This is a genomic window from Leptospira haakeii, from assembly GCF_002812045.1.
GTDB lineage: Bacteria > Spirochaetota > Leptospiria > Leptospirales > Leptospiraceae > Leptospira_B > Leptospira_B haakeii.
Map to the genome: position 1 here is coordinate 97,394 of NZ_NPEG01000004.1, position 20,642 is coordinate 118,035.

Annotated in this window: 20 protein-coding genes and 1 tRNA gene; 11 read left to right on the forward strand and 10 right to left on the reverse strand. The window is 41.1% G+C overall.

From position 1 onward, the window contains the following. Position 1 precedes the first annotated feature (1 nt). The 6 genes from recJ to CH377_RS09355 form a co-directional block, all read right to left on the reverse strand. The gene (gene recJ, locus CH377_RS09330) at positions 2-1,906 is read right to left on the reverse strand and encodes a single-stranded-DNA-specific exonuclease RecJ (RefSeq protein WP_100723548.1); all 1,905 of its coding nucleotides are present in this window, start codon (positions 1,904-1,906) and stop codon (positions 2-4) included. A 2-nt stretch (positions 1,907-1,908) separates the two neighbouring features. After that, the gene (locus tag CH377_RS09335; RefSeq protein ID WP_010515397.1) at positions 1,909-2,229 is read right to left on the reverse strand and encodes a bactofilin family protein; all 321 of its coding nucleotides are present in this window, start codon (positions 2,227-2,229) and stop codon (positions 1,909-1,911) included. Between the two features lie 72 nt (positions 2,230-2,301). Beyond that, entirely contained in the window at positions 2,302-3,471 is a 1,170-nt protein-coding gene (locus tag CH377_RS09340; protein WP_100723549.1) for an iron-containing alcohol dehydrogenase, read from the reverse strand. 82 nt (positions 3,472-3,553) lie between these two features. Then, positions 3,554-3,877 carry a flagellar biosynthesis anti-sigma factor FlgM gene (locus CH377_RS09345; RefSeq protein WP_008592868.1) on the reverse strand — a complete coding sequence of 108 codons (324 nt, stop codon included), beginning with the start codon at positions 3,875-3,877 and terminating at the stop codon, positions 3,554-3,556. A gap of 12 nt (positions 3,878-3,889) precedes the next feature. After that, positions 3,890-4,639, reverse strand: a complete 750-nt coding sequence (gene rsmI / locus CH377_RS09350; protein WP_100723550.1) for a 16S rRNA (cytidine(1402)-2'-O)-methyltransferase — start codon at positions 4,637-4,639, stop codon at positions 3,890-3,892. After that, positions 4,636-5,343 (reverse strand): LIC11073 family putative lipoprotein, encoded by a 708-nt coding sequence (locus tag CH377_RS09355; RefSeq protein WP_423789917.1) that lies wholly within the window; start codon positions 5,341-5,343, stop codon positions 4,636-4,638. Before CH377_RS09355 ends, rsmI begins: the two co-directional genes overlap by 4 nt. A gap of 78 nt (positions 5,344-5,421) precedes the next feature. Here CH377_RS09355 and CH377_RS09360 point away from each other — a divergent pair, with 78 nt between their 5' ends. After that, positions 5,422-6,141 carry an LIC_20245 family lipoprotein gene (locus CH377_RS09360; RefSeq protein WP_423789915.1) on the forward strand — a complete coding sequence of 240 codons (720 nt, stop codon included), beginning with the start codon at positions 5,422-5,424 and terminating at the stop codon, positions 6,139-6,141. On the opposite strand, the gene nadE is transcribed toward CH377_RS09360, so the two are convergent. Further along, positions 6,138-8,027: an NAD(+) synthase gene (nadE, locus tag CH377_RS09365; RefSeq protein WP_100723654.1), complete on the reverse strand. Its 1,890-nt coding sequence runs from the start codon at positions 8,025-8,027 to the stop codon at positions 6,138-6,140. The two genes, CH377_RS09360 and nadE, sit on opposite strands and share 4 nt — an antisense overlap. A 94-nt stretch (positions 8,028-8,121) precedes the next feature. Further along, entirely contained in the window at positions 8,122-9,357 is a 1,236-nt protein-coding gene (locus tag CH377_RS09370) for a 3-deoxy-D-manno-octulosonic acid transferase (protein ID WP_100723551.1), read from the reverse strand. 6 nt (positions 9,358-9,363) lie between these two features. Here CH377_RS09370 and CH377_RS09375 point away from each other — a divergent pair, with 6 nt between their 5' ends. Continuing rightward, positions 9,364-9,981 carry an HAD family hydrolase gene (locus CH377_RS09375; protein ID WP_100723552.1) on the forward strand — a complete coding sequence of 206 codons (618 nt, stop codon included), beginning with the start codon at positions 9,364-9,366 and terminating at the stop codon, positions 9,979-9,981. Here the strand turns inward: CH377_RS09375 and CH377_RS09380 are convergent. Continuing rightward, positions 9,953-10,693: a flagellar filament outer layer protein FlaA gene (locus tag CH377_RS09380; protein WP_100723553.1), complete on the reverse strand. Its 741-nt coding sequence runs from the start codon at positions 10,691-10,693 to the stop codon at positions 9,953-9,955. The two genes, CH377_RS09375 and CH377_RS09380, sit on opposite strands and share 29 nt — an antisense overlap. Before the next feature lie 99 nt (positions 10,694-10,792). Between CH377_RS09380 and CH377_RS09385 the strand changes: the two genes are divergently transcribed. From CH377_RS09385 to proC, 3 genes are read left to right on the forward strand one after another with little or no spacing between them, the layout of a single operon-like run. Next, positions 10,793-11,476: a hypothetical protein gene (locus CH377_RS09385; RefSeq protein ID WP_243401981.1), complete on the forward strand. Its 684-nt coding sequence runs from the start codon at positions 10,793-10,795 to the stop codon at positions 11,474-11,476. Between the two features lie 2 nt (positions 11,477-11,478). Further along, the gene (locus CH377_RS09390) at positions 11,479-12,144 is read left to right on the forward strand and encodes a YggS family pyridoxal phosphate-dependent enzyme (RefSeq protein ID WP_165780458.1); all 666 of its coding nucleotides are present in this window, start codon (positions 11,479-11,481) and stop codon (positions 12,142-12,144) included. After that, on the forward strand, positions 12,141-12,920 hold the full coding sequence (proC, locus tag CH377_RS09395; protein WP_100723555.1) for a pyrroline-5-carboxylate reductase: 780 nt from the start codon (positions 12,141-12,143) through the stop codon (positions 12,918-12,920). The genes CH377_RS09390 and proC overlap by 4 nt, the downstream gene beginning before the upstream one ends. Before the next feature lie 118 nt (positions 12,921-13,038). Here the strand turns inward: proC and CH377_RS09400 are convergent. Next, positions 13,039-13,111 (reverse strand) — tRNA-Met (locus tag CH377_RS09400). Between the two features lie 199 nt (positions 13,112-13,310). Between CH377_RS09400 and CH377_RS09405 the strand changes: the two genes are divergently transcribed. From CH377_RS09405 to CH377_RS09430, 6 genes are all read left to right on the forward strand, one after another. Then, a complete protein-coding gene (locus CH377_RS09405) occupies positions 13,311-14,375 on the forward strand; it encodes a sensor domain-containing diguanylate cyclase (protein WP_100723656.1) in 1,065 nt (354 codons plus the stop codon). A 65-nt stretch (positions 14,376-14,440) separates the two neighbouring features. Continuing rightward, positions 14,441-14,671 carry a hypothetical protein gene (locus CH377_RS09410; RefSeq protein WP_100707036.1) on the forward strand — a complete coding sequence of 77 codons (231 nt, stop codon included), beginning with the start codon at positions 14,441-14,443 and terminating at the stop codon, positions 14,669-14,671. A 108-nt stretch (positions 14,672-14,779) separates the two neighbouring features. After that, positions 14,780-15,799: a retropepsin-like aspartic protease gene (locus CH377_RS09415; RefSeq protein ID WP_100723556.1), complete on the forward strand. Its 1,020-nt coding sequence runs from the start codon at positions 14,780-14,782 to the stop codon at positions 15,797-15,799. Further along, entirely contained in the window at positions 15,792-16,946 is a 1,155-nt protein-coding gene (gene mnmA, locus CH377_RS09420) for a tRNA 2-thiouridine(34) synthase MnmA (protein ID WP_100723557.1), read from the forward strand. Before CH377_RS09415 ends, mnmA begins: the two co-directional genes overlap by 8 nt. Then, the gene (locus CH377_RS09425) at positions 16,943-19,207 is read left to right on the forward strand and encodes an alpha-hydroxy-acid oxidizing protein (RefSeq protein WP_100723558.1); all 2,265 of its coding nucleotides are present in this window, start codon (positions 16,943-16,945) and stop codon (positions 19,205-19,207) included. The genes mnmA and CH377_RS09425 overlap by 4 nt, the downstream gene beginning before the upstream one ends. A 207-nt stretch (positions 19,208-19,414) precedes the next feature. Beyond that, positions 19,415-20,626: a PilZ domain-containing protein gene (locus CH377_RS09430; RefSeq protein ID WP_100723559.1), complete on the forward strand. Its 1,212-nt coding sequence runs from the start codon at positions 19,415-19,417 to the stop codon at positions 20,624-20,626. Positions 20,627-20,642: the final 16 nt, after the last annotated feature.

A 20,642-nucleotide genomic window follows, 5' to 3' on the forward strand; every position in this document is an offset into this window, starting at 1 on the left:
TCTACTCGAAGGATTGGACCACGAACTGAAGGTTGGTCTTTCCTCTGAAAGTGTTCTCTTCCAAACTACCCCAAAGATCTAATTCACCTTTTTCTCTTAATACTTGAGAGAACTCTTCCGCTTTATTCCAAATAATACATTGTATGGATTCGGAAGATGCTAAAATTTTGAACCTTGCATGTTTACCTTCTGATAAAGGACGATAAGAAAGTATTTTTGCACCTTTTATAGAAAGTAATGGAGCAGGGTTTTCCATTCCGAAAGGTTCGAATAGCCCAAGCTCGGTATATAAATTTTCTCTTAATTCTTGGGGTCTCAGACTCACTAAACTTTTGGTCTCTTCATGAACGCCGGTAATATTTTCCGATTCCAACCAACTTCCCGCTTCCTGGAAAAGAATTTCTGCAAGTTTCGGGATTTGATCTATGGAAAGAGAAAATCCTCCGGCTTCTTTATGGCCCCCGAATTGGTGAAAGACATTCTCTGCTTTTTTCAGAAGATTTAGAACATTCTCACGTCCGTATGCTCTTACACTTCCTTTTGCATGTCCATGGTCGGGTGCAATGAATACAACAGGTCTTTTGTATTGTTCTACAAGTCTTGTGGCTACGATTCCGGAAACTCCAGGTTCAAAATCAGGTTCATAACAGAAAAGAATGGGCCTTTCTGTTCTTTCTCTTTTTCTTTTTAGAAAACCTTCTACCCTGAATAAATTTCTTTTGGTCCTTTCTCTTCTTTCTTCGTTTAATTTGAGAAGGTCCGTTGCCAAGGATTCCGCTTCCTTATCCGAGTTGGAAAGAAGAAGCCCAAGTGCTGCTTCCGTTTTTTGCATTCTACCTGCAGCGTTCAATGCAGGACCGATGCTCCATCCCAAATCTCTGGAGAGTACCTTCTTCTTATCTAGATCCAATTGAGAGAAAAGTTTTTCCAAACCGGGACGATGTGAAAATTCTCCCGTTTTGATCTTCTGTAGAGTATAACAACCTTCTTTTACTATGATTCTATTTTCACCAACAAGAGGCATCATGTCCGTGATCGTCCCGATAGAAGCAAGATCCAGATTTTTCAAAACCTGTTCCCAGATCGCGGGAGAAGAAGAAATTTGAGAATAAAAAACTTCCCTTTCCGGATACTGAGTTTTGGAAGTGTTAGGCCAGTCTATAAAACTCCCGGAAAAACGTTTTTCTGCTTCCGACTTATCCCCTTGGAAAAGTTTGATCCCGTTTTTTACGAGAGATCCGCTAAAAAATGTTTCTCCATCAGGAATCCAAACCAAGGAATTATAATTTTCTAATGTAGAATAAAGCCATGCAGTGATCAGTTTCCAGGAAATTACGGAAGTGCAAATTTTTTCCGTAGGGTAAAGGGAATCTCCTCTTTTAGGAGAGATAAGTTTACAAGAAGAAGGTATCCTTTCCGGGATCTCGTGATGGTCCAGGACAATTACCTGCATTCCTTCTCCATTCAATTCTTCTATTTCTGAACTATTGCTTGTTCCAAAATCAAGTGTTACGAGTAGATCAGGTTTGACCTCTCTCACATATTTCATCGCAGGTTCACAAAGCCCGTAATCTTCTTCGCTGGAAGTTTTGACAGTGAGCTTTCCCGGATGTATGCCTCTTAAAAAATTGGCGAGTAGGCTTGTGGAACAAACACCGTCGCTATCCCTATCTCCATAGAGTAAAATGGATTTACTTTCTTTAACTGCAGTTTGAAGAATGCGAATAGATTCATCCATATCCGGTAATAAAAACGGAGAAGGAAGATCTGAAATATTTTGGGTAAGGATCTTAGAAGGATCAGAAACCCCTCCGAATTTTGTCCCGAACACATGGGACTGGAGGGGGGTTAGGCCTTGGATGGAAGAATTTGGTAGGTTATAAAAATCCGGTCCATGCTGGGGCATAATTACATTATGCAATTCCCGCTGAATTTTGCCCCTGATTCTATTTCAAGATCCGGGGTGCGAACATCTCCTACTAATTTGCCTGTCTTGCGGACGGAAACTTTAGATGCAGCGCTGATATTTCCTTTTAGATCTCCCTCGATTTCCAGGGTTCCTGTTTCGATATCGGCCTCGACTCTTCCGGTTTCTCCCACAATCAAAGAGCCTGTGGTCTCAATGGTACCCTTGAATTGGCCCTTGATCTTCAGTGCGTTATTGAAACGTAGTTTGCCTCGGAATTGGATGTCTTCCCCGATAATCGTGTCTATGGATTCTTCGCTCATGAGTCTCCATTCTCGGACCCTAACCAGGCCTTTCAAATGTTTTTCGAAGACATAAACCGCTTTTTTTGCGGCTTAGAACGCGGCTACTAAAATGGTTTCGATCTCGTTTTTAGGAAGTTCCCTAGGCAAGGAATCCAAGAAAGGAAAGGAAGAAGCAAGACTTGCGATCCCTGGTAGATCTATCTTACGAACCTCATATTCAGAAAGCCTTTGAGGGATCTTTAGTTCTATATAAATTTTACGGATCCCTTCTACAGCTTTGATGGCAGCCTCGATCACTGAAATATTGGTGATATCCTCGTCCAAGGCTTTTGCGATCATCACATACTTACCTGCCGAGGAGGTGAGGTTGTATTCCATCACATGGGGAAGAAGAATGGACATTGCTTGGAAAACATCCAGGTTTGTCAGGTTAGAAGCAGCCAAGGAAAGTGCATAACAAAGTCCTAATGAACTGGAAGAATGGGACATTCCCACAAGTAAACTCGCACCGAAGATCGCGTTTTTATACTGCAGGTTCTTGGGATCTCTGATCGCAGGTACCAAGTTTTTATAAATGATCTCGATCGCTCTTAAAGAAGAAGAGTTTGTAAGTTCATTTGAATATTTAGAAAGAATACTATCTACCGCGGCCGCTAAAATTCCCACCCCAACTTTTGCAACGTCCGCAGAAGTCATAAAACTACTGATCTTAGCGTCAGCGATCACCATTTCCGGGAAAAGAAACTCGTTAGAAAAATAACGAACGGTCCTATCGTCATCCATATACACTGTGGCGGTAGGGGAACATTCTAATCCCATCACCGGATGAGTGGGGATTAAAATAAGAGGGACAGGTTTTTTAAGCCTAAGATTTTTTTTCAGAATAAAAACATCTTCTGCGAAAGCATCGTTATTTGCGAGAAGTGCAACTAACTTAGCGGTGTTTAAACTTTCGTAAGAACCGTAACCTATGATACAATTTGCGTTTGAGATCCTGGCAAAGTAAGCGGCAGTATCCAGTTCTTTTAATGTAGGTTCCTTCTCTATATTGTCGTAGAGAATAACGCCGTCTATATGTTTCTCTAAAGAAGTTTTGATGATGGAGAACTCGTCCATATTCTCCAACTCACTTTGAGTGGAAAGAATGACTGCACGATTGCCTATGTTCTTAACGAAGTTACCCATTTTAAAGCCGCAATCGACTTCAAAATGGATTTTGGTGGGAAAACTAAAATTGATCCAGTCGGGGAGTATCGGCATTGTGTGTCGTTCTCCCTTTTAATTGAGAGGAAGTATGAAAAATCCGGAATCCAAGGGAAACAATTCCGGATTTAAGTTTGGATTAACGGCCTAAAAAAGATTCTGCGATACGATCAGCAACTGCGTTCAAGATCTCAGGGCTGAGATTATCGTAATCTCCGTTCTTAAGTTTTTCCTTAACTTCTTTCAGCTTGGTTGAGCGTTCAGAATCCACTGGACTTGCTACGATCTTTTGTGCTATCGTTTGCACTTCCGCTTGGATACGAGCTTCCGAAGCCTTTTGTTTAGCAGTGTCGGAAATAGAAATATTGTCGAATGATTCTTTAGATTCAGATTTGCGTACAGGAGTCGACTTACGTGGCTCGTAAGATCCTCCGCCAATGCCGCCTATTTTATCGATAGTCATGGGTTTTCCCTCTCACTCCAAAGTATCGGCATCTCCGACACGTCCGTTAAGCATTTTTTTAGGATTTGTATAGATTAATACTACAAATTCGCCCTTTTCCGGGAATTTCAGGGATTCGAGGGCCTGAACAGGTTCTATTTTCAGGATTTCCTCATGAATTTTGGTCAATTCTCTCCCTAGAAGAATAGGGGAATTTGGAAAAATTTCCCGGATCGCGGAGAGTGTATCTCTTATTCTATGAACAGATTCGAAGATGGTAAGTACTCCTTCGAAGTTTTCCCATTCTTTGAGTTGGTTTCTTTTTTTGCCCTTCTTCTCGGATAAAAAACCTAAGAATAGGGAAGGTTGTACTTGCCAACCTGAAACAGAAAGCATAGAGGTAAGCGCACTTGCTCCAGGGATCGGAACGATCTGAATGTTCTCTTCTCTCAAAATCCGGACGAGCTGGGAACCGGGATCTGAGACTCCCGGAGTTCCTGCATCTGAAACTAGAGCCAATGTCTTTCCTGATTTAAGATCTTCTATAATACCTTTATAAGGTTCGGAACCTTGGTCTTTATATAAGGTTCGAGCGAGGGTAGGAATTTCGTAGGTCTGTAAAAGTCTTCTGCTATGAGAAGAATTTTCGCAATAGATTACATCCACCTGCTTGAGGACTTGTACTGCTCTAAAAGTGATATCTTCTAAGTTTCCTATAGGAGTGGCAACTACGTATGCTACACCAGGTCGAATGCTAAACTTAGAGTTAGAAGCCTCGCTCATAGATTGCAACCCGGCGGAGATTGTCCCGCAGGGCAGGCGCAACCTGTCGCAGCAACACCCTTAGTGCAGGGATTACAAGCGGTTCCGACAGGGCAAAGAGATTGGGTAGAACTAGAACAACTCGCCACAGTGCATGCAGTAGGATTACAACTAGTATTGGTTCCACAATGATCCGGATAAATCGAACTACATCTAGTGACCGGAGAGGACATATTAGAAGTGATCCCTGTATTCAATAATGCTCTCAATGTGAAGGTATAAACCTCACATTTCTGGAACATCTGCACAGGAGAGAACGGTTGGTAATTTTCTATGGTCTGAGTTACTACATTAGAAGTAGAAGCTTGGATTGCCAATTGAGGAAAAGAAGGTTGGACCCCGTTTTCTAAATACAAATTTGCGTTACTGAGAGTTTCTCCCGCAGAAGGAATGGCAAAAGTAATATAAAGATTATAACCTACAAACTGAGGTTCCATATTCGTGATATAATACTTCAGATCGTACTCGGGCCTATGGGTACCCAGATTATCGTACTTAGCAGTGATGGAAAAAATTTGAGGAACTCCCACTGGAGTTAGGAAAACAAAAGGCGATTGTGTCACCTCAGTATTCGTTCCGCATGAGGCGAAAAATAAAAAAAACGAGAATAAAACCGCCTGAACGGCAGGGGTTTTTAGGTTGCCTGTCTTTAGGCTCTGTTGGATTCTAAATTTACAACCCACAAGGATAGAATTCGACCTTGGAGTGGTCTTACAACTAAAAAAAAATGGGGCTTCCTCATCGTGACTAGAGTTCGAACATTATTAATTTCAGTCGTTTTTATAGTATTCTTCATCTTATTATTGGTGGTCTCATTTTGGACCGACGATGATGGATCTGACACCAAAAATAAACAAAGTGAGGCCGAAGCACTCGCGAGTATTTTCGGTGGGGGATCGGGATCCACTTCGGGACGTTCCGGTTATGGAAAAACAGGTGCGGATCCATCTTTATTCGATTCCAACTCCGATTTTTATAAAGCCGGAAAAGCAGAATATCGTGAACCGGAAGCGGGGGAACCTTCTTCGGAAAATAAACCGGGAGCACCTGTTTCAGATTCGAATAACCCAGTAAATCCTCAGACTGGAAAACCATACACGAACGAAGAGATGGAAAGGTTCGCGCAACTTAAGGAGAAGTTTCCAAATAACTCACTTCTTCCTAGCCGCATGACTCCAGCGGAAAAAGAACAAAGAAAAGTTTTCGAACAAAGAGTATCCGAAGCTACTCGTGCAGTTTTAAGTCGTACCGCTTCTAAGGACCAAACAGTAACTTATTACGATTATATGGAAAAACAATCCAAGGACAGATTGGAGATCGTAAAATACTTGGTGGATCTTCAAAAAGGGTCAGGAGACCCTGAACAAGAGAAGAAGTTAGAGACTATCCAGCAAACTATGATCCAACAATTGGAACAAGTACAGAAGGATAAACAAAGGGCTTACGAACAAGCGGGCCTTTAAAAAGAGATCTCGCTTAAGATAGGAAAACGGAAACTGGATTTAGGATCCAAACCGTATTCATCCAAATGGAAAGAAGGTGGGAGCCTTTCTCTTTTCCATTGGCTTGCAGAAAATAATTTCAAAAATTTCTTTTTGCCTTCTTCTGCCTCTTTTGTATCGGACCATTCCTGAGACTCTAAAAGATTGTCAGGAGATTTTCCTAAGAATACAAAATTCCTTTCTAATTTTTGGAGAAGAGGATAAGGCATTAGATCCTTCTCATCTTCTTGTTTTTCAGAAAGCGGTTTTAATTCCGCAGTAGGTTTCGAATTCAAAATACCTTCGAGTGCATTTATCTTAGGAAGAATGATATCTTTTCCTTCAAACACATTCTTTAACCAAGAAAGTACAAATTCTTTACTCACACCTGTAAGTGGGGCAACGGAACCGGAAGAGTCTCCGTCCATTGTAGTATATCCTACACTTGCCTCACTTCTGTTTCCTGTAGAAAGAAGAAGATGTCCGTTCAAGTTTGCAAGTAACCAGATAAGAGGGGACCTTACTCTTGCTTGTATATTTTGGAGTGCAAGATTATGATCCTTCCAGTTTGGAACGAGTCCTTTCACTGCAGAAATTTTTTCCAGCATGGATTTCACTTCAGAATCCATTGTAATTTCTGAATGAGTAAAACCTAATTCTTCCGAAAGTTGTTTTGCAGAATTTTTGGTTTGTTCTGAATTATTTTCAGTTCCTTGGAAAAGTGTGAATAATAGATTTTTAGGATCTAATCCTAAGGATTCCAAATATTTAGGTCCTAATTCTTTCTCAGAGAATAGAATTCCTGCTTTTATAAGAAGTGCACATGCGGCACTATCTGCTCCGCCTGAAAGAGATAATGTATAACCTTTTGTTTTGGATTTAATCAGATAATCGAATAGGCCGAGAGATGTTGCCCTTGTGAAATCTTGGAATAGATCCGATTTGGAAACTTGAACGGAATTATTAAAATCCTTTTGGGTTTTAAGAGGAAGTATTTCTATTCTTTGCAGACCTTTCCCTCTGGATCTAAATTCTCTTGTGCCGGAAGATCTGAAGTTTCTTGCACGATTGGATCTAAGTTCGGTCGAATCCAGGTCCAAATGGGTACTTTCAAAATCCGTAAAATGAAGTTTTGGGCCTTCTTGTTTTACGTTTCCGTCCAGGATGCCCATACATCCGCCCTCGAAGATCAAACGGCCTGATTCATTCCCATTTAAATTTGCATAAAGAATTGCAGTGGAAGAATTACGAGAAGACTCAGAGAACATTTTTTTACGGATCTCTTGTTTTCCCAAAGCGAAATGAGAAGCTCCAGGAGATAGGATTAGATCCGCTCCTGCTTCTACCAGGTATTGCCCAGGTCTAGTTTGGACCCAAGAGTCTTCACAAATCTCGATTCCGAAATTGAAATCAGCACTTTCAAAAAGTAGGGAACCAAAAGGAAGTTCCGATCCGTCGGGAGTGATCGCATAATTTCTGGATTCTTCTCCTTTGGTGAACCATCTGTTTTCATAATGTACACCTGTTTGTGCCAGGTTTTGTTTAGGAACGAGTCCAAGTATTTTGCCATTTTGCAAAACTGCGGTCACATTGAATAGATAGGGACTTTGGAAAAATGGAAGTCCTACGATGACTGTTTTACCGGAAGTTACTTTTGCGATCTCAAGAAGGCTTTTCCAAGATTGTTCCCAAACCCAAGGAAAATAAAAAGTGTCCTCGCAACCATATCCTGAAATACAAAGTTCCGGAAAAAGGATCAGAGAAGAATTTTCATTGGCCTGAATGGCTGTTAGAATCTTCTCTCGATTTCCCTTAAAATCCAGGGCGGTCGTTTTTAAACTTACTGCTGTACAACGGTAGAAGGACATTTCCTTCCTAGTATCCTCCATTATCAGTGGGAGGAAAGGATTTTTTGTTTAGGACTCCTAAATCCCTTTGTGCTCTTCGTGCCTTTGTGTGAACCTAGGTTCTTATCTCCGAGTAAATCCTTTCTGCCGCTCCTCTACCTGTTTCCACAAACTGGCGATTGGAGAAACGAATAGCCTCTTTTCTTTCAGAGTTTAATTGCAGTATTTCTAAAACTTCTTCCTTCGTACGGATGATGAATAATCCACCTCTATGATTCAGTTCTATTGCTTCAGGTGCATGAGTTATCCTCGGACCGCTTAAAAGTGGAAGTCCGAAGTATGCGGGCTCTAAAACATTATGCACTCTATTATGTAAGGCTCCGCCTATGTATGCAAAGTCTGCGGCTCTATATGCATGTGCCAAAATCCCAAGCACATCGAATAAGATCACTCTAGAGGAAATAGAATCAAATTCAGTTCTAGAATATAGAGTATAGTCGGAAGTGAATGATTTGATCTCGGATTCCAACTGAGTAATCCTCGATGGATCCGTTTTATGTGGAAAGATCCAGAAGGAAGTATTTTTGAGAGCAGGTTCTTTCAGAAGTGGAAGAAGTAATTTTTCGCAAGGCTCGTAAGTAGAAGCGAGTAGAAACACTTGAGAGAAAGGATAATTTTTTGGCCTTTTAAATTCTCTTTGGCTTGTTTCTATTTTTTGGATCACAGAATCGAATCTGGAATCTCCAAGTGTTTTAATATGTTTTTTCTCTCCTAGTAATTCTTTGAACTTTTCTTCTCCGGAAGAATGAGAGGTTAGGATTTTATCGAATAAGGAAAATGCTGCCTTGTAGAACTTTCTCTTTAGAAATCCTTTCGGGGGAGTGATAACTGCGGAAGCAAGGACGGTTTGGATCCTTCTTCTTTTAGCAGCCTGAAGTAAATTGGGCCAACGATCCCAGGCCATACATACTAAAACTTGAGGAGAGAATTTATCTAAGATAAAATCATAACTCCAAGGAAAATCCAAGGGAAGACGAAATTTCAGATCTGCCGGGAATGCTTCCAGACTAGAATCTCTGACTGAATCTGAGAATACACTTTGTAGAATAAAAGTTTCCGGCTCCTTCTTCTTATATACTAGAGCAAGGGCCTTACATTGGTCCAGTTCTCCAACGGATGCCGCGTGTAACCAAACTACTTTTTGCGCTTTGGGTGCAAAAGGGTAGGAGAGTATTCTTCTTTTATCTTCTTTTCTGCTTTTAAGAAAATTTTTTGCGCTCGGGATCAAAAGTGAGAAAACGAAAATCCAGGGCCAAAGAAGGATCGTCAAAATCTGATACGTTATTAGCATAGTGGTATGAGATCTCCTCTTTTTGTATTCGACCTAATGGATACCCTAATCCAGGACCCATTCCATTTGGCCTTAAAAGAACTTTTACCCAGAGAACATTGGGAAGATTTTAAGAACGGTCGGGAAAAGCAAGCCTTCTTAGATTTTGAAATGGGAAGAATCGAAGAAGAGGATTTTTTCCAGAGATTTTATTTGGATTCTCATAAGGACAAGGGACTTCCTCATCCCAAGGATTTAAAGGAGAAGATGTTTTCCAAGATCAATCCGATTTCTGAAACTTTGGAAATAGTAAAAAGCCTGAAGTCCAAAGGATTTTCCGTGATCCTTGCCAGTAATTATTCAATTTGGTACAAAGAGATCCTGAAATTCCCAGAGATAGGTGAGTTATTACATTCTTTGGATGCTTTGTATTTTTCCTGCGAGATGGGTGTAAGAAAACCTGCTCAAGAATATTACCAATGGATAGAGACTGATTTCCCTGGAAAAGATTATGTGTTTGTAGATGATAATCCAACAAATGTGGAAGTTGCGGGTTATATGAATTGGAATGCTTTTAAGTTTAATCCTAAAAAACCGGGAGAGCTAAAGGAATTCCTTACAGAGCAGTACCCCAATTGTCTTTGACATCTGCACCAGGATAAGATTCTTCTCTGCTATCTATGAGTATCCCTAAACGATCCATATAAAAATAAAATTCACCTTTGGGTTGGAAAGGGTTCGGTTTGATCCGAATAGAAACCAGTTCCAAAGGAAAACGAAGAGATTGGTTTAACCTGATATTTTTTGCAGGGACTGCAATTTGAGTCTCTATCCTTTTCCAACCATCGAACTTCAGATCTCCCAATTCTAAAACGATCTCTTTGGATTTTTTCTGATGGAATACCAACTCCAGGACAACATTATGATTATTGGAATAAGCCCAGAAAAATACACGCATTGGAATTCCAATCGGTAGTCGGATCGGTTCCTTAGGTCTGATCTCCAAATGTTCATGTTTAGGATTTTCGAAGAATGTTTGGACCATCATGGATCTGTATTCTTCTTTGGGAGAGGTTTTGTATAATTCTCTTTCTTTAACGAATGCTTGGGAGTCCGGGACTTGGGAAACATAGTCTATCCTGTTTAAGAAGGAAACTCCTCTATAAATTTCCCAAGGTCTTTCTCCTTCGAACGAATCTACTAGAAAAAGATTGTAATGCTTCCAATCGACTAGTACTTTTTCTAATTGAAGTACTCTGCTCGCCTCGTCTTGGTCTCTTTTGACCGGAGGTGCCCAGGTCGGTTTAGGAAGGATCCATAAACTTAGGCAAAAGCAGAATAGAAGGGACCGGATCACTCTAGATCTTTCGGTAGATTTTGTGGATCTCCCAATAAGAAGCCGGGTTTTTTGCCGAATTCTCTGGTTTTCTGCGCCGATAATTCTAAAAGGTATTTTATGAACCGGGATATTCTCAAAATCCTACTGAGCGGACTTCTAATCCTGCTACTTGGATCTCTTGCATTTTATTTATATGTGGAAAGGGATCGTATCTCCGCTTGGTATAAGGACAAAAATGTCCAAGTAGAGGAGAAGTCCCAACCGGAGAGGACCATCCTTACTCCGGAAGAAGTACCTGACGGAAAAGATCTATCTTCTCCGAACCAAAACTTTGACTCAGATTTTTCCAAACCTAAGGATTCGGTTACTGAACCTTCTTCCCAACCTTTGCCAAAAGACTATGAGGTTCCTGGTTTAGGAAAGGAGAAGAAGGATAGTCTCTCCACAAAAACTTCCGAAAAGCCTGAGACAAAGGTTACTGAAACTTCCGATCTTCCTAAAAGAGAGGAAATGGAGCGTCCTAGAACAAAACAAAGGGACGAAAGTTTAGTAGAATACGACGACGGTCCTAAACTTAAAAAAGAAAAACGTCATTCTAAGAAGTATAAGAAAAGAAGAGTGGCTCATTCTTCCGTAAATGCTAAGATCAGTTCTTTGGAAAAAAGAGTGGGGCGTTTAGAAAGAAAATTAGGAATGAAAAACGGATCTCCTAAGAAGAAGAGCAAGGTCTCCTTACGTAAACGTGTGGAAATCCTAGAACAAGAAGTCTCCGGTCTGAAAAAAAAGTCCAAGGCCGATTAGGCGTGGGTGTTGCTGAAAATTATAGATCTATAGTACAAGAATTGGAGTCCCTGAAACCTATAGGAGCTCCTACGCTCATTTCTGTTTCCAAATTCCAACCAAAAGAAAAAGTACAAGAAGCGATCTCCGGAGGAGTGATCCATTTCGGAGAAAATAGAGTCCAAGAAGGGATAGAAAAATTTTCCGACTTGGGAAAACCGGAAAAAGATTTTATACTACATCATATAGGCCCGGTTCAATCTTCCCATATCCGAAAGTATGCAGGGCTATATTCATTCGTGCATGGAGTAGGTTCCGAAAAGATCCTAGAAGAATTGAGAAGGAGAATGGACCAGGACCGCTGGAAGATACGTTACTTCCTACAAGTCAATCTAACGGAAGAAGATTCAAAATCAGGATTCTCAAAAGAAGAAGTTTTGGAACTTCTCCGCAAAAAAGAAACTCTCAGCTCAGAGTTTTGTGTGTTAGAAGGATTTATGACCATGGGCCCAAGTTCAGGAGATTCTGAAGAAACACGAAAAGTGTTCAGAGAGATCGCTAATATACGAAAAGAATTTTTGCCCCAAGGTAAACTATCTATGGGAATGTCGGGCGATTACAGGATTGCATTGGAAGAAGGTAGCGATTATCTTAGGATCGGGACCGCAATATTCGGAGAAAGAACATGAAATATAATAAGATTGGTATCATAGGCTGCGGGAATATGGGAGGAGCGATATTCCGTTCTCTCCTATCTAGAAAAATTGATGTGATCGGTTTCGATCCGTATCTAGATCCTAAAAAAGCGGAAGGAATGGTTTTGGAATCGGATTGGTCCTCCTTCCAAAAGAAAGCAGACCTAATTATAGTAGCGGTAAAACCCGCAGAGGTTTCTAAAACTCTTAGGTCCTTAGAGGCTCCTAAGGCAATTCTATCCGTTGCAGCGGGCATTGATACAAAGGTACTTTCTTCTTCTGCTCCTGCCGGATCCAAGGTGGTCCGTATAATGCCAAATCTCCCTATTATGGTAGGAAAGGGCGCGTTAGGATATTATGGGGATAAGGAACTATACGAAAGTCTGAAAGAAATATTCTCACCCATCTCTTATTGTTTGGAACTTTCCAAAGAAGAACTGTTAGATGCTGTGACGGGACTCTCCGGTTCCGGCCCTGCCTATGTACTTAGGTTTATACAAAGTTTGGCAGAAGGTGGAGTTGCCTCCGGTTTGACATACTCTCAAGCATTGGAACTCTCCATACAAACCGTGATAGGTGGCGCTGAATTACTTGCAAAAGAATTGGAAAAGAATCCTGATACTCATCCGGAAGTTTTGAAAAACAAAGTAACTTCTCCAGGCGGAACAACCATTGCAGGTTTAGAAGAGTTGGAGAAGAATAAGTTCCCGTTTGCTATTATCTCCGCAGTGAAAAGAGCAACGGAACGTTCTAAAGAGCTTGGAAACTAAATAGAAAGGATTATCAGATAAGAGATTTGTTTCTTTTTTATAAGGAAAGAGTAGAAAAGGTAGAAATTAAACGTCTCTTTGTCTACTTTTGAGGATAATGATTTGATGTAAAACGCTCTAGCGCGGACAGGATTCGAACCTGTGACCTTTGGGTTATGAGCCCAACGAGCTACCGGCTGCTCCACCGCGCGGCGTCTAAAACCATGTTTCCTGAGCCCAGGCTGAAAGTCAAATGAAAAAGTAAAAAGAGTTTGATTTCCCCGAGGAAAGCTTTTTGATGCTACTACCTCTCGCGGATCGACTTCACGGAAAATGTTCAGAGTCCGTAGGTGAAGAAACGGATTAGCGAAATTAATTATCTTTTCAATTTTGTATTGGGAGATTCCACAGTTGATCGGAAAAGACAATGATCCATTGATGATCGAATATTATGAGAAGAAGATCTATGATCAGAAACAACTTCTCGAGATCAGTAAGGCTCTTAATTCCACACTGGATTATAAGTATCTAATTGATGCTATTTTAAATATTTGTTTAGCTCAACTTCAAACTTTGAGCGCGGCTATCTTTTTAGCACCGGAAGCTGACTCTAATTATTTCGAATTGGAGCCGAGTTTTAAAGGATTCGATCTCGCAGAAGATGACGCGGGATTTAAGATCAAAACAGATGCACCTTTAGTTACTTTTTTAGAGACCAAACTTAAGGCAATGACTCCTGATCAAGTTGAAGAGTCTATGGGCTTAAGTCCTGAACTGGAATTTTTAAGAAGAATCGGCGGAGACCTGATCATTCCTTTGAACGCAAAAGGAAAAGTGAACGGACTCCTTCTCTTGGGTGAAAAGATCACTATGGGAGAATGGATGGAAGAGGACAGAGACTTTCTCACAACTCTTTCCACACTTGCAGGAATTGCAGTAGAGAATTCCCGTCTATACGAACTTGCTACCGTAGATATGATGACTGGTTTGAAAGTACATCATTACTTCCAAACTAAACTGAAAGAAGAGATGGAACGTTGCCGTAAAAAAAGAACGAATCTTGCTCTTCTATTTACTGATGTGGACAATTTCAAAAAATTCAATGATACTCATGGGCACCAAGCAGGGGACCAGGTATTGATTGAAGTTGCCGCAAGACTGATCCAATGCGCAGGTAAACATGATATCGCTGCCAGATATGGTGGAGAGGAATTCTGCTTAGTTATGCCTGGAGCGGACTTAAAGCGTGGCTTTGAAATGGGAGAACGTTTGAGAAAGGCGGTAGAAACTGCTTCTATCCCGAATCCGAACGGAGGTCCTGATTTCCAAGTCACTCTTTCTATAGGAGTTTCCGAGTTTTGGACAAGCGACCGAAACAATAAGGACCTGATAGAAAGGGCGGATAAGGCGCTTTACGAGGCAAAACACTCAGGTAAAAACAGGACCATTTCCTTCCAAATCCCCGTCCAGAACTAGTTTTTTCCAATTTTCTGAGGTATTTCGGGCTTATCGAATTCCAAAATTCGACCGAAACCTCTATCATGGAAAAACAACTTGAGCTGGACCATTATTATATTAGCCAGATCGAAGAGGCGGAGCTCGGAAAACGTATCCGTAACCGTGCTTTAGGAAGAGAAGAGTTCGATTTTTCTCCTTATTCCTGCTTTATAGAATATAAAGCGAAGGATGTTCAGACAGGAATAGAATACAGAGACTGTGTAATCGATTACACTCGCTGTCCGAATTCTCGCTGTATCAAAAAACTACTCTAATTCTAAAGCGAACTCGGATGAGTTCGCTTTTCCAAATTTTTTCCAAATAAAAAAGAATCGATTTTTTCCTTAAATTTGAAATCCTAATCGGGTTTTCGAACATTGGCGATGCTTTTTCTTCCAAATCGTACATTCAAAAAAAGAACTATTCTATCCAGGATTGTCCTAGGAACATTCTTGTTTTATGTAGCAGGATGTACTACTTTCGATTTTCGGAATTTATTCTCCGGTTATATTCGTTACGAAAAAGATGCAGGAGGAATTTGGATCAGACTTCCTCTCAAAGAAGTGGACCATCTTCCTGTAATTTATCTCTCCTTGGACAAGGATAGAGAACCACTTAGATTTTTGATTGATACAGGTGCATTTGTTTCCTTCCTCTCCGAAGACCATGTACCTGAAAATTCTACTAAAAGAGTTTTGAGCGCTAGCTTTCCCGGAGGTTCCGTCCAGTCGGTCAGAAGAACGATCAAGAACGATTTATTCATCGGAGGGATTCGTCCTTTCGAATCTGTGGAATTTTATTCTCATGTATTCCCTAAAGAACTTAGAGTGGATGGGATCTTAGGAATGAATGCATTCTTAGGTTCAGTTGTAGTTCTTGATTTACCTGATAGAATTTCTCTTTGGAGATCTTCTACCTCCAGTCCTGCTCCCGGTTTTTTGGAAGAAAATTTATTTCCCATGTTTTTGAAGTCCGGTCAGCCTTCTGCGGTGCTTCTTCGTCCACCTGGAACCAGAAAAGAATCTTGGATCTTGGATACTGGGGCAGAATACAGCGTTCTAGACTGGGACACGATCAAGTCGGATCATTCCACGGAATATGTAGAAGGAAAAGAAGCCACAGTATTCAACTTTGGCGGAGGCCGACTACAGGCAAAGATCAGAACACTTCGGCCTTTTTGTCCTGTTTTTGTGAAAAACGATTCCGAAGGAATCGGCTTCTGCACACCTGAATTGGAGGTCTTTCCTGGAGGAATTCCCCCTGACGCTTTACATTCGGACCACCGAAGAGGGATCGTCGGGATCTTGGGCCGGAATTGGATGGAAAACTATCGAATTCTTTTGGACACAAAAAGGAGTCTTATTGGTATAGTAGGAAAGGAATCGGTCCTGGGAAATGAGTAAGGGTAAGATCATAGTAGCGATGAGTGGAGGGGTAGACAGTGCTGTCACTGCAGGCCTACTCATGGAAGAAGGTTACGAAGTGATCGGTGTCAACCTGCGCACCTGGGAATATGAGGCACCTGCCTGCGATACCACTAAAAAATCCTGTTGTTCTCCTGAAGATATAAGGGACGCGAGAGATGTTGGTCTTTCCTTAAATATCCCTTTTTATGTGATCAAGATGGAGAAACTTTTCCAAGAGAAGGTCATAGACAGATTTGTAAATGATTACAAGGAAGGAAAAACCCCGAATCCTTGTGTGGAATGTAATACTTTCGTGAAATTTGGTGCCTTATTCGAGAAGGCATCTGCATTAGGAATTGATAAAATAGCTACCGGACATTATGCGAATATCGTAGAGATAGACGGAAGATATGCTGTGTCCAATGCTCAGGACATGAATAAGAACCAGGCATATTATTTATATGGTTTGTCCCAAGAGAATTTAAAAAATACAGTTTTTCCTTTGGGTGGAATGACCAAACCTGAAGTGAGAGAGATCGCAAGAAGAATGGGACTTCCAGTTGCTGAAAAAGCTGAATCCCAAGAAATCTGTTTTATTCCTGAGAACGATTATAGAAAGTTTTTAGCTAAGAAAAATATTAATTTCACTCCTGGAGTTTTCAAATTACAAGACGGACAAGTAATTGGAGAACATTCTGGAAAGGAAAACTTCACCATAGGACAAAGAAAAGGTCTAGGCATTGCTTGGAAGGCACCTTTATATGTAATCTCTATCCAAGATGACGGAACGGTTGTTTTGGCAGAAGAGAGACAAACCTTTGTGGAATCTTTTATTGTGGAAGATCTGAACCTACAAGCCTGGGCTCCTGTTTTAGAAACAGAAAGTTCGGAATGTAGGGTGCAAGTCAGATATCGTTCCCGTCCTATCAGAGCAAAAGTAGTACGTAACGAAAACTTTATAGAAGTGTTTCCTCTAGAAGAAGTGAAAGGTGTAGCCCCAGGGCAATCTGCGGTCTTCTATCCAAATGATTCAGATTATTTACTCGCAGGTGGGATCATCCGAAAAGGAAGTGTGACTACTTACGAAAAATCGGATCTTACTGTCTTAGAAAATTCGGAACTAGGAGTAAGCGTTCTTCCGTGAGTAAAAAAATCGCAGGTAAGACGATCCTAATCATTGGCGGAGGACTTCTTCAGGTTCCCATCATCCAAACCGCAAAAACGATGCTTCTCAGGACAGTGGTGGCGGATATGAATCCGGAAGCACCAGGTCTGAAAATTTGCGATCTTCCTATGGTCATGTCCACAAAGGACATAGAAGGAATGGTGAGAGAGGCCAAAAAATTATCTGCAACTACTAAGATAGACGGTGTTATCACTGCAGGAACAGATGCGAGTATGACTGTTGCCGCAGTTGCTAACGCGTTAGACCTTCCTGGCATTCGTTTCGTGGACGCGGAAGCCGCATCCAATAAGGTAAAGATGAGAGAACGCCTGAAAAAAGCAGGGGTTCCTATTCCCGGATTTGCTCCAGTCTGGAGTATACAAGACACTCGTGACGCGTTGGAATTCCTACAATTCCCTTTGGTTATGAAACCTGCGGATAATATGGGAGCCCGTGGAGTTGTAAAAGTAAATAATAGAGAAGAGCTACAGGCTGCATTTAAACATGCTAAAAAATATTCACCGACTGGTGAGATGATCCTAGAAGAATATATGCCTGGTCCTGAAGTTTCCGTGGATGCACTTGCATGGGACGGAAAATATATGATCACAGGTCTTGCGGACCGTATCATAGAAAGAGAACCTTATTTTATAGAGATGGGCCATAATATGCCTTCTGCTCTTTCGCCTGAGATTCAAAAAGAAATAGAGGATGTGATGTTCCGAGGAATGCAGGCACTCGGGATCCGAAGAGGTGCAGGCAAAGGAGATATAAAGGTAACTCCTACCGGTGTGAAAGTGGGAGAGATTGCTGCAAGACTTTCCGGCGGATTCATGTCCGCTTTTACTTTTCCGTTGTCCAGCGGTATCAATCTGAATCGAGCTGCCATCTTAATTGCGCTTGGAGAAGAGCCTGATAATTTAGAGCCATTATTTCATAGAGTTTCTATCGAAAGAGCATTACTTGCACCTAAAGGAAAACTTCTTGCAATCGATGGATTGGAAGAAGCAAAGAAGATAGAAGGTGTAACCGATATCTATCTATTACACAAGGTGGGGGATATAATACCTGAGCCCACGAATAATATTGAAAAAACAGGGCATGTGATCATCTCTGCGGAGAATTTAAGCCAAGCAGAGAGTGTATTCTCCAAAGTATTAGAAACGATTCAATTTACTTGTGATGAATTATATTCTATTTCCGAAAAAGAAATTGCGGCTAATGCAAGAATCCGTTTTGGAAAAGAGATCTGTTGGGTCTGTAAAGTTTGTGACGGAACAGATTGCGCATCTGGAGTTCCGGGCATGGGTGGTGTTGGAAGAATGCTCAGCTTCCAAGACAATACAAAGGCATTGGAAGAATATTCTATTCTACCCAGATATATCAGAGAGAATGTTCAAGCGAGCACTGAGAGCGAATTTTTAGGACAAAAATTATCCACTTCTTTCATGTGTGCGCCCATGACAGGTGCGATCACTAATATGAGCGGAGCCATGGATGAGTATACTTTGGCTGCGGTTTTACTGGAAGGATGTTTGGCTTCCGGCAGCTTAGCATGGTTAGGTGATGGCGCAAGTCCGGAAAAATATCTGATCATCTTGGAAGCTCTCAAAAAAGTAGAAGGTAAAGGTATTCTTATTTGTAAACCTAGAGAAGACGAAGGTTTGATCAAAGAAAGATTCCAAGAAGCAGAAGCCCAGGGAGTTCTTGCCCTTGGTATGGACATAGATGCGGTGAATTTCAAAACTCTGGTCCAGAAAAAAATTCCTTCTGTTACAAGAGGAGTGGATGCTCTTTCTAAAATACGTTCTTATACAAAACTTCCTTTTATTTTAAAAGGTGTGATGAGTCCAGAAGATGCAATTCTTGCGAAAGAAGCAGGAGCGGATGCGATCGTTGTTTCTAACCATGGTGGTAGGGTGTTGGACGATATGCCTGGGACTGCAAGAGTCCTTCCTTTGATCCGAGAAGCATTAGGCCCTAATTTTCCGATCTCCGTGGATGGAGGAGTGAGAAGTGGTGCAGACGTTTTCAAAATGCATGCACTAGGTGCGAATAATGTTCTAATTGGAAGACCTATGGCGATTTCCGCGGTGGGCGGAGGAGTGGCCGGAGTCCGCTTTTTAGTGGGCCAATACACAGAAGGTTTGGCACAGGCAATGAATACGGTAGGAGTTTCCCGAATTTCCGAAATTAGGAAAGAATTTATTTTCAGAAAAAAGGAAGAAACTGCTTCTTAAATTCAACCTTAGATTTTTATTTTTGCCAGACTTTTGATATAATTTCACAAAAGGTCTCCCGGCATCCTCACAACGTATTAGTAGAATATAATGCAAAAAGAATGATCCGGAAAATTCCTTGGAACCAGTAATTTCCTTTCCCTAAACGAGGGAGCCGTTAAACTCGGATTCCTTGCCAAAGGAAAAGGGCTCCTTTAGGAGGAAAGTTTGGATAGGACAGTCAAAGAAACAGAGGCTCTGACTAAAATCCTCCAAACATTGTTTGCGAGACTGCCTGTTTCTGTAGAAATTAAAGGTAGATCTTATCCTGCAAAAATTGTAGGGATCAAAGACGGTCTATATCTTCTGGCTTCCCTTCCTGGAAAATCGGACGGAGAGAAGACTCGGATCCTATTTCTCACTCATAATAATCATTTTTTCCACGGTGTTTTTACCGTAGTCCAAAGAAATGCCGGCAACGGTTTAGAATTACTTAGGATCCAAGCTGTAAAAGTCAGCGAGGCGAAACGTGCGCAAGGTAGGGTGGAACTGGAAGGCGGAGGTGGAGAGCCGATCATTCTCACCAATATAATCAACCAACTTCACTTAAGGCGTTCATTAGGTTTTATTGATAAGATAGTAGAGACTATCCTTCAGAAGCATGCAAAAAAAATGAAGGAAACCTATCCTGATTCTTTGATCTATTTTTCAGATAGAATGGATAACAGGCTTAGGATCATGTACAATTTCGAACAATCCATTTTTGTAACCAATCGTTTGGAGAGAAGTTCCGGCGGAGCAGGACAAAATTTTGTTCCAATCGAAGAATATCTAAAACTTCTAACATTGAACAAGATAGAGTCCAGGTTTGTTTCCGAAATTTCAGTTCTAATACGTTATAAAAATTATACTCCGCTTGGTTATGTACAGGTTCTTTCGGACAAACCTATGGATACGGAAGATTATAATAAGATCACATTATTTGCTGCCGCAATTTCCAGAGATGTGATCGCTTCCGGATTTTTCCAGGAATCTAAGGAAAGATGTATGGCAGAAGACATTAGCAGAAGTGGACTTGGATTTTTCCATCCTCAATCCATTTTCTTTTCCAGAAGTTTTGCCGTGGGAGAAATATTACTCTGCGATGTACAATTGAACCAGGAATTAAGAGGAACTTATCGCGCGGTTATCCGAAATATCACAAACACCGATAAGATGTTCCGCATAGGTTTACAATTCTTTAATTTAAATTCTAAGGAAGAAGAAATGTTAAACCAATTCGTAGATTCCAGATTAGGGCCGGGAGAAGGTTCCCAAGCACCGGAATCGACTGCCCAAGATTTGCCTTCTCCTTCGGAAGAGGAATCTGCTTCTGAAATGGAAACAGTTTCGGAAGAAGTGCCTGATATGGGTTTTGAAGGAGAAGAAGAGTCTGTCTAATTCTTCTACACAGGAA

Excerpts from the sequence above, each read along its gene's own strand:
- recJ (WP_100723548.1), bottom strand. The coding sequence starts at position 1,906 with ATGCCCCAGCATGGACCGGATTTTTATAACCTACCAAATTCTTCCATC.
- CH377_RS09335 (WP_010515397.1), bottom strand. The coding sequence starts at position 2,229 with ATGAGCGAAGAATCCATAGACACGATTATCGGGGAAGACATCCAATTC.
- CH377_RS09340 (WP_100723549.1), bottom strand. The coding sequence starts at position 3,471 with ATGCCGATACTCCCCGACTGGATCAATTTTAGTTTTCCCACCAAAATC.
- CH377_RS09345 (WP_008592868.1), bottom strand. The coding sequence starts at position 3,877 with ATGACTATCGATAAAATAGGCGGCATTGGCGGAGGATCTTACGAGCCA.
- rsmI (WP_100723550.1), bottom strand. The coding sequence starts at position 4,639 with ATGAGCGAGGCTTCTAACTCTAAGTTTAGCATTCGACCTGGTGTAGCA.
- nadE (WP_100723654.1), bottom strand. The coding sequence starts at position 8,027 with ATGTCCTTCTACCGTTGTACAGCAGTAAGTTTAAAAACGACCGCCCTG.
- CH377_RS09370 (WP_100723551.1), bottom strand. The coding sequence starts at position 9,357 with ATGCTAATAACGTATCAGATTTTGACGATCCTTCTTTGGCCCTGGATT.
- CH377_RS09375 (WP_100723552.1), top strand. The coding sequence starts at position 9,364 with ATGAGATCTCCTCTTTTTGTATTCGACCTAATGGATACCCTAATCCAG.
- CH377_RS09385 (WP_243401981.1), top strand. The coding sequence starts at position 10,793 with ATGAACCGGGATATTCTCAAAATCCTACTGAGCGGACTTCTAATCCTG.
- proC (WP_100723555.1), top strand. The coding sequence starts at position 12,141 with ATGAAATATAATAAGATTGGTATCATAGGCTGCGGGAATATGGGAGGA.
- CH377_RS09410 (WP_100707036.1), top strand. The coding sequence starts at position 14,441 with ATGGAAAAACAACTTGAGCTGGACCATTATTATATTAGCCAGATCGAA.
- CH377_RS09415 (WP_100723556.1), top strand. The coding sequence starts at position 14,780 with ATGCTTTTTCTTCCAAATCGTACATTCAAAAAAAGAACTATTCTATCC.
- mnmA (WP_100723557.1), top strand. The coding sequence starts at position 15,792 with ATGAGTAAGGGTAAGATCATAGTAGCGATGAGTGGAGGGGTAGACAGT.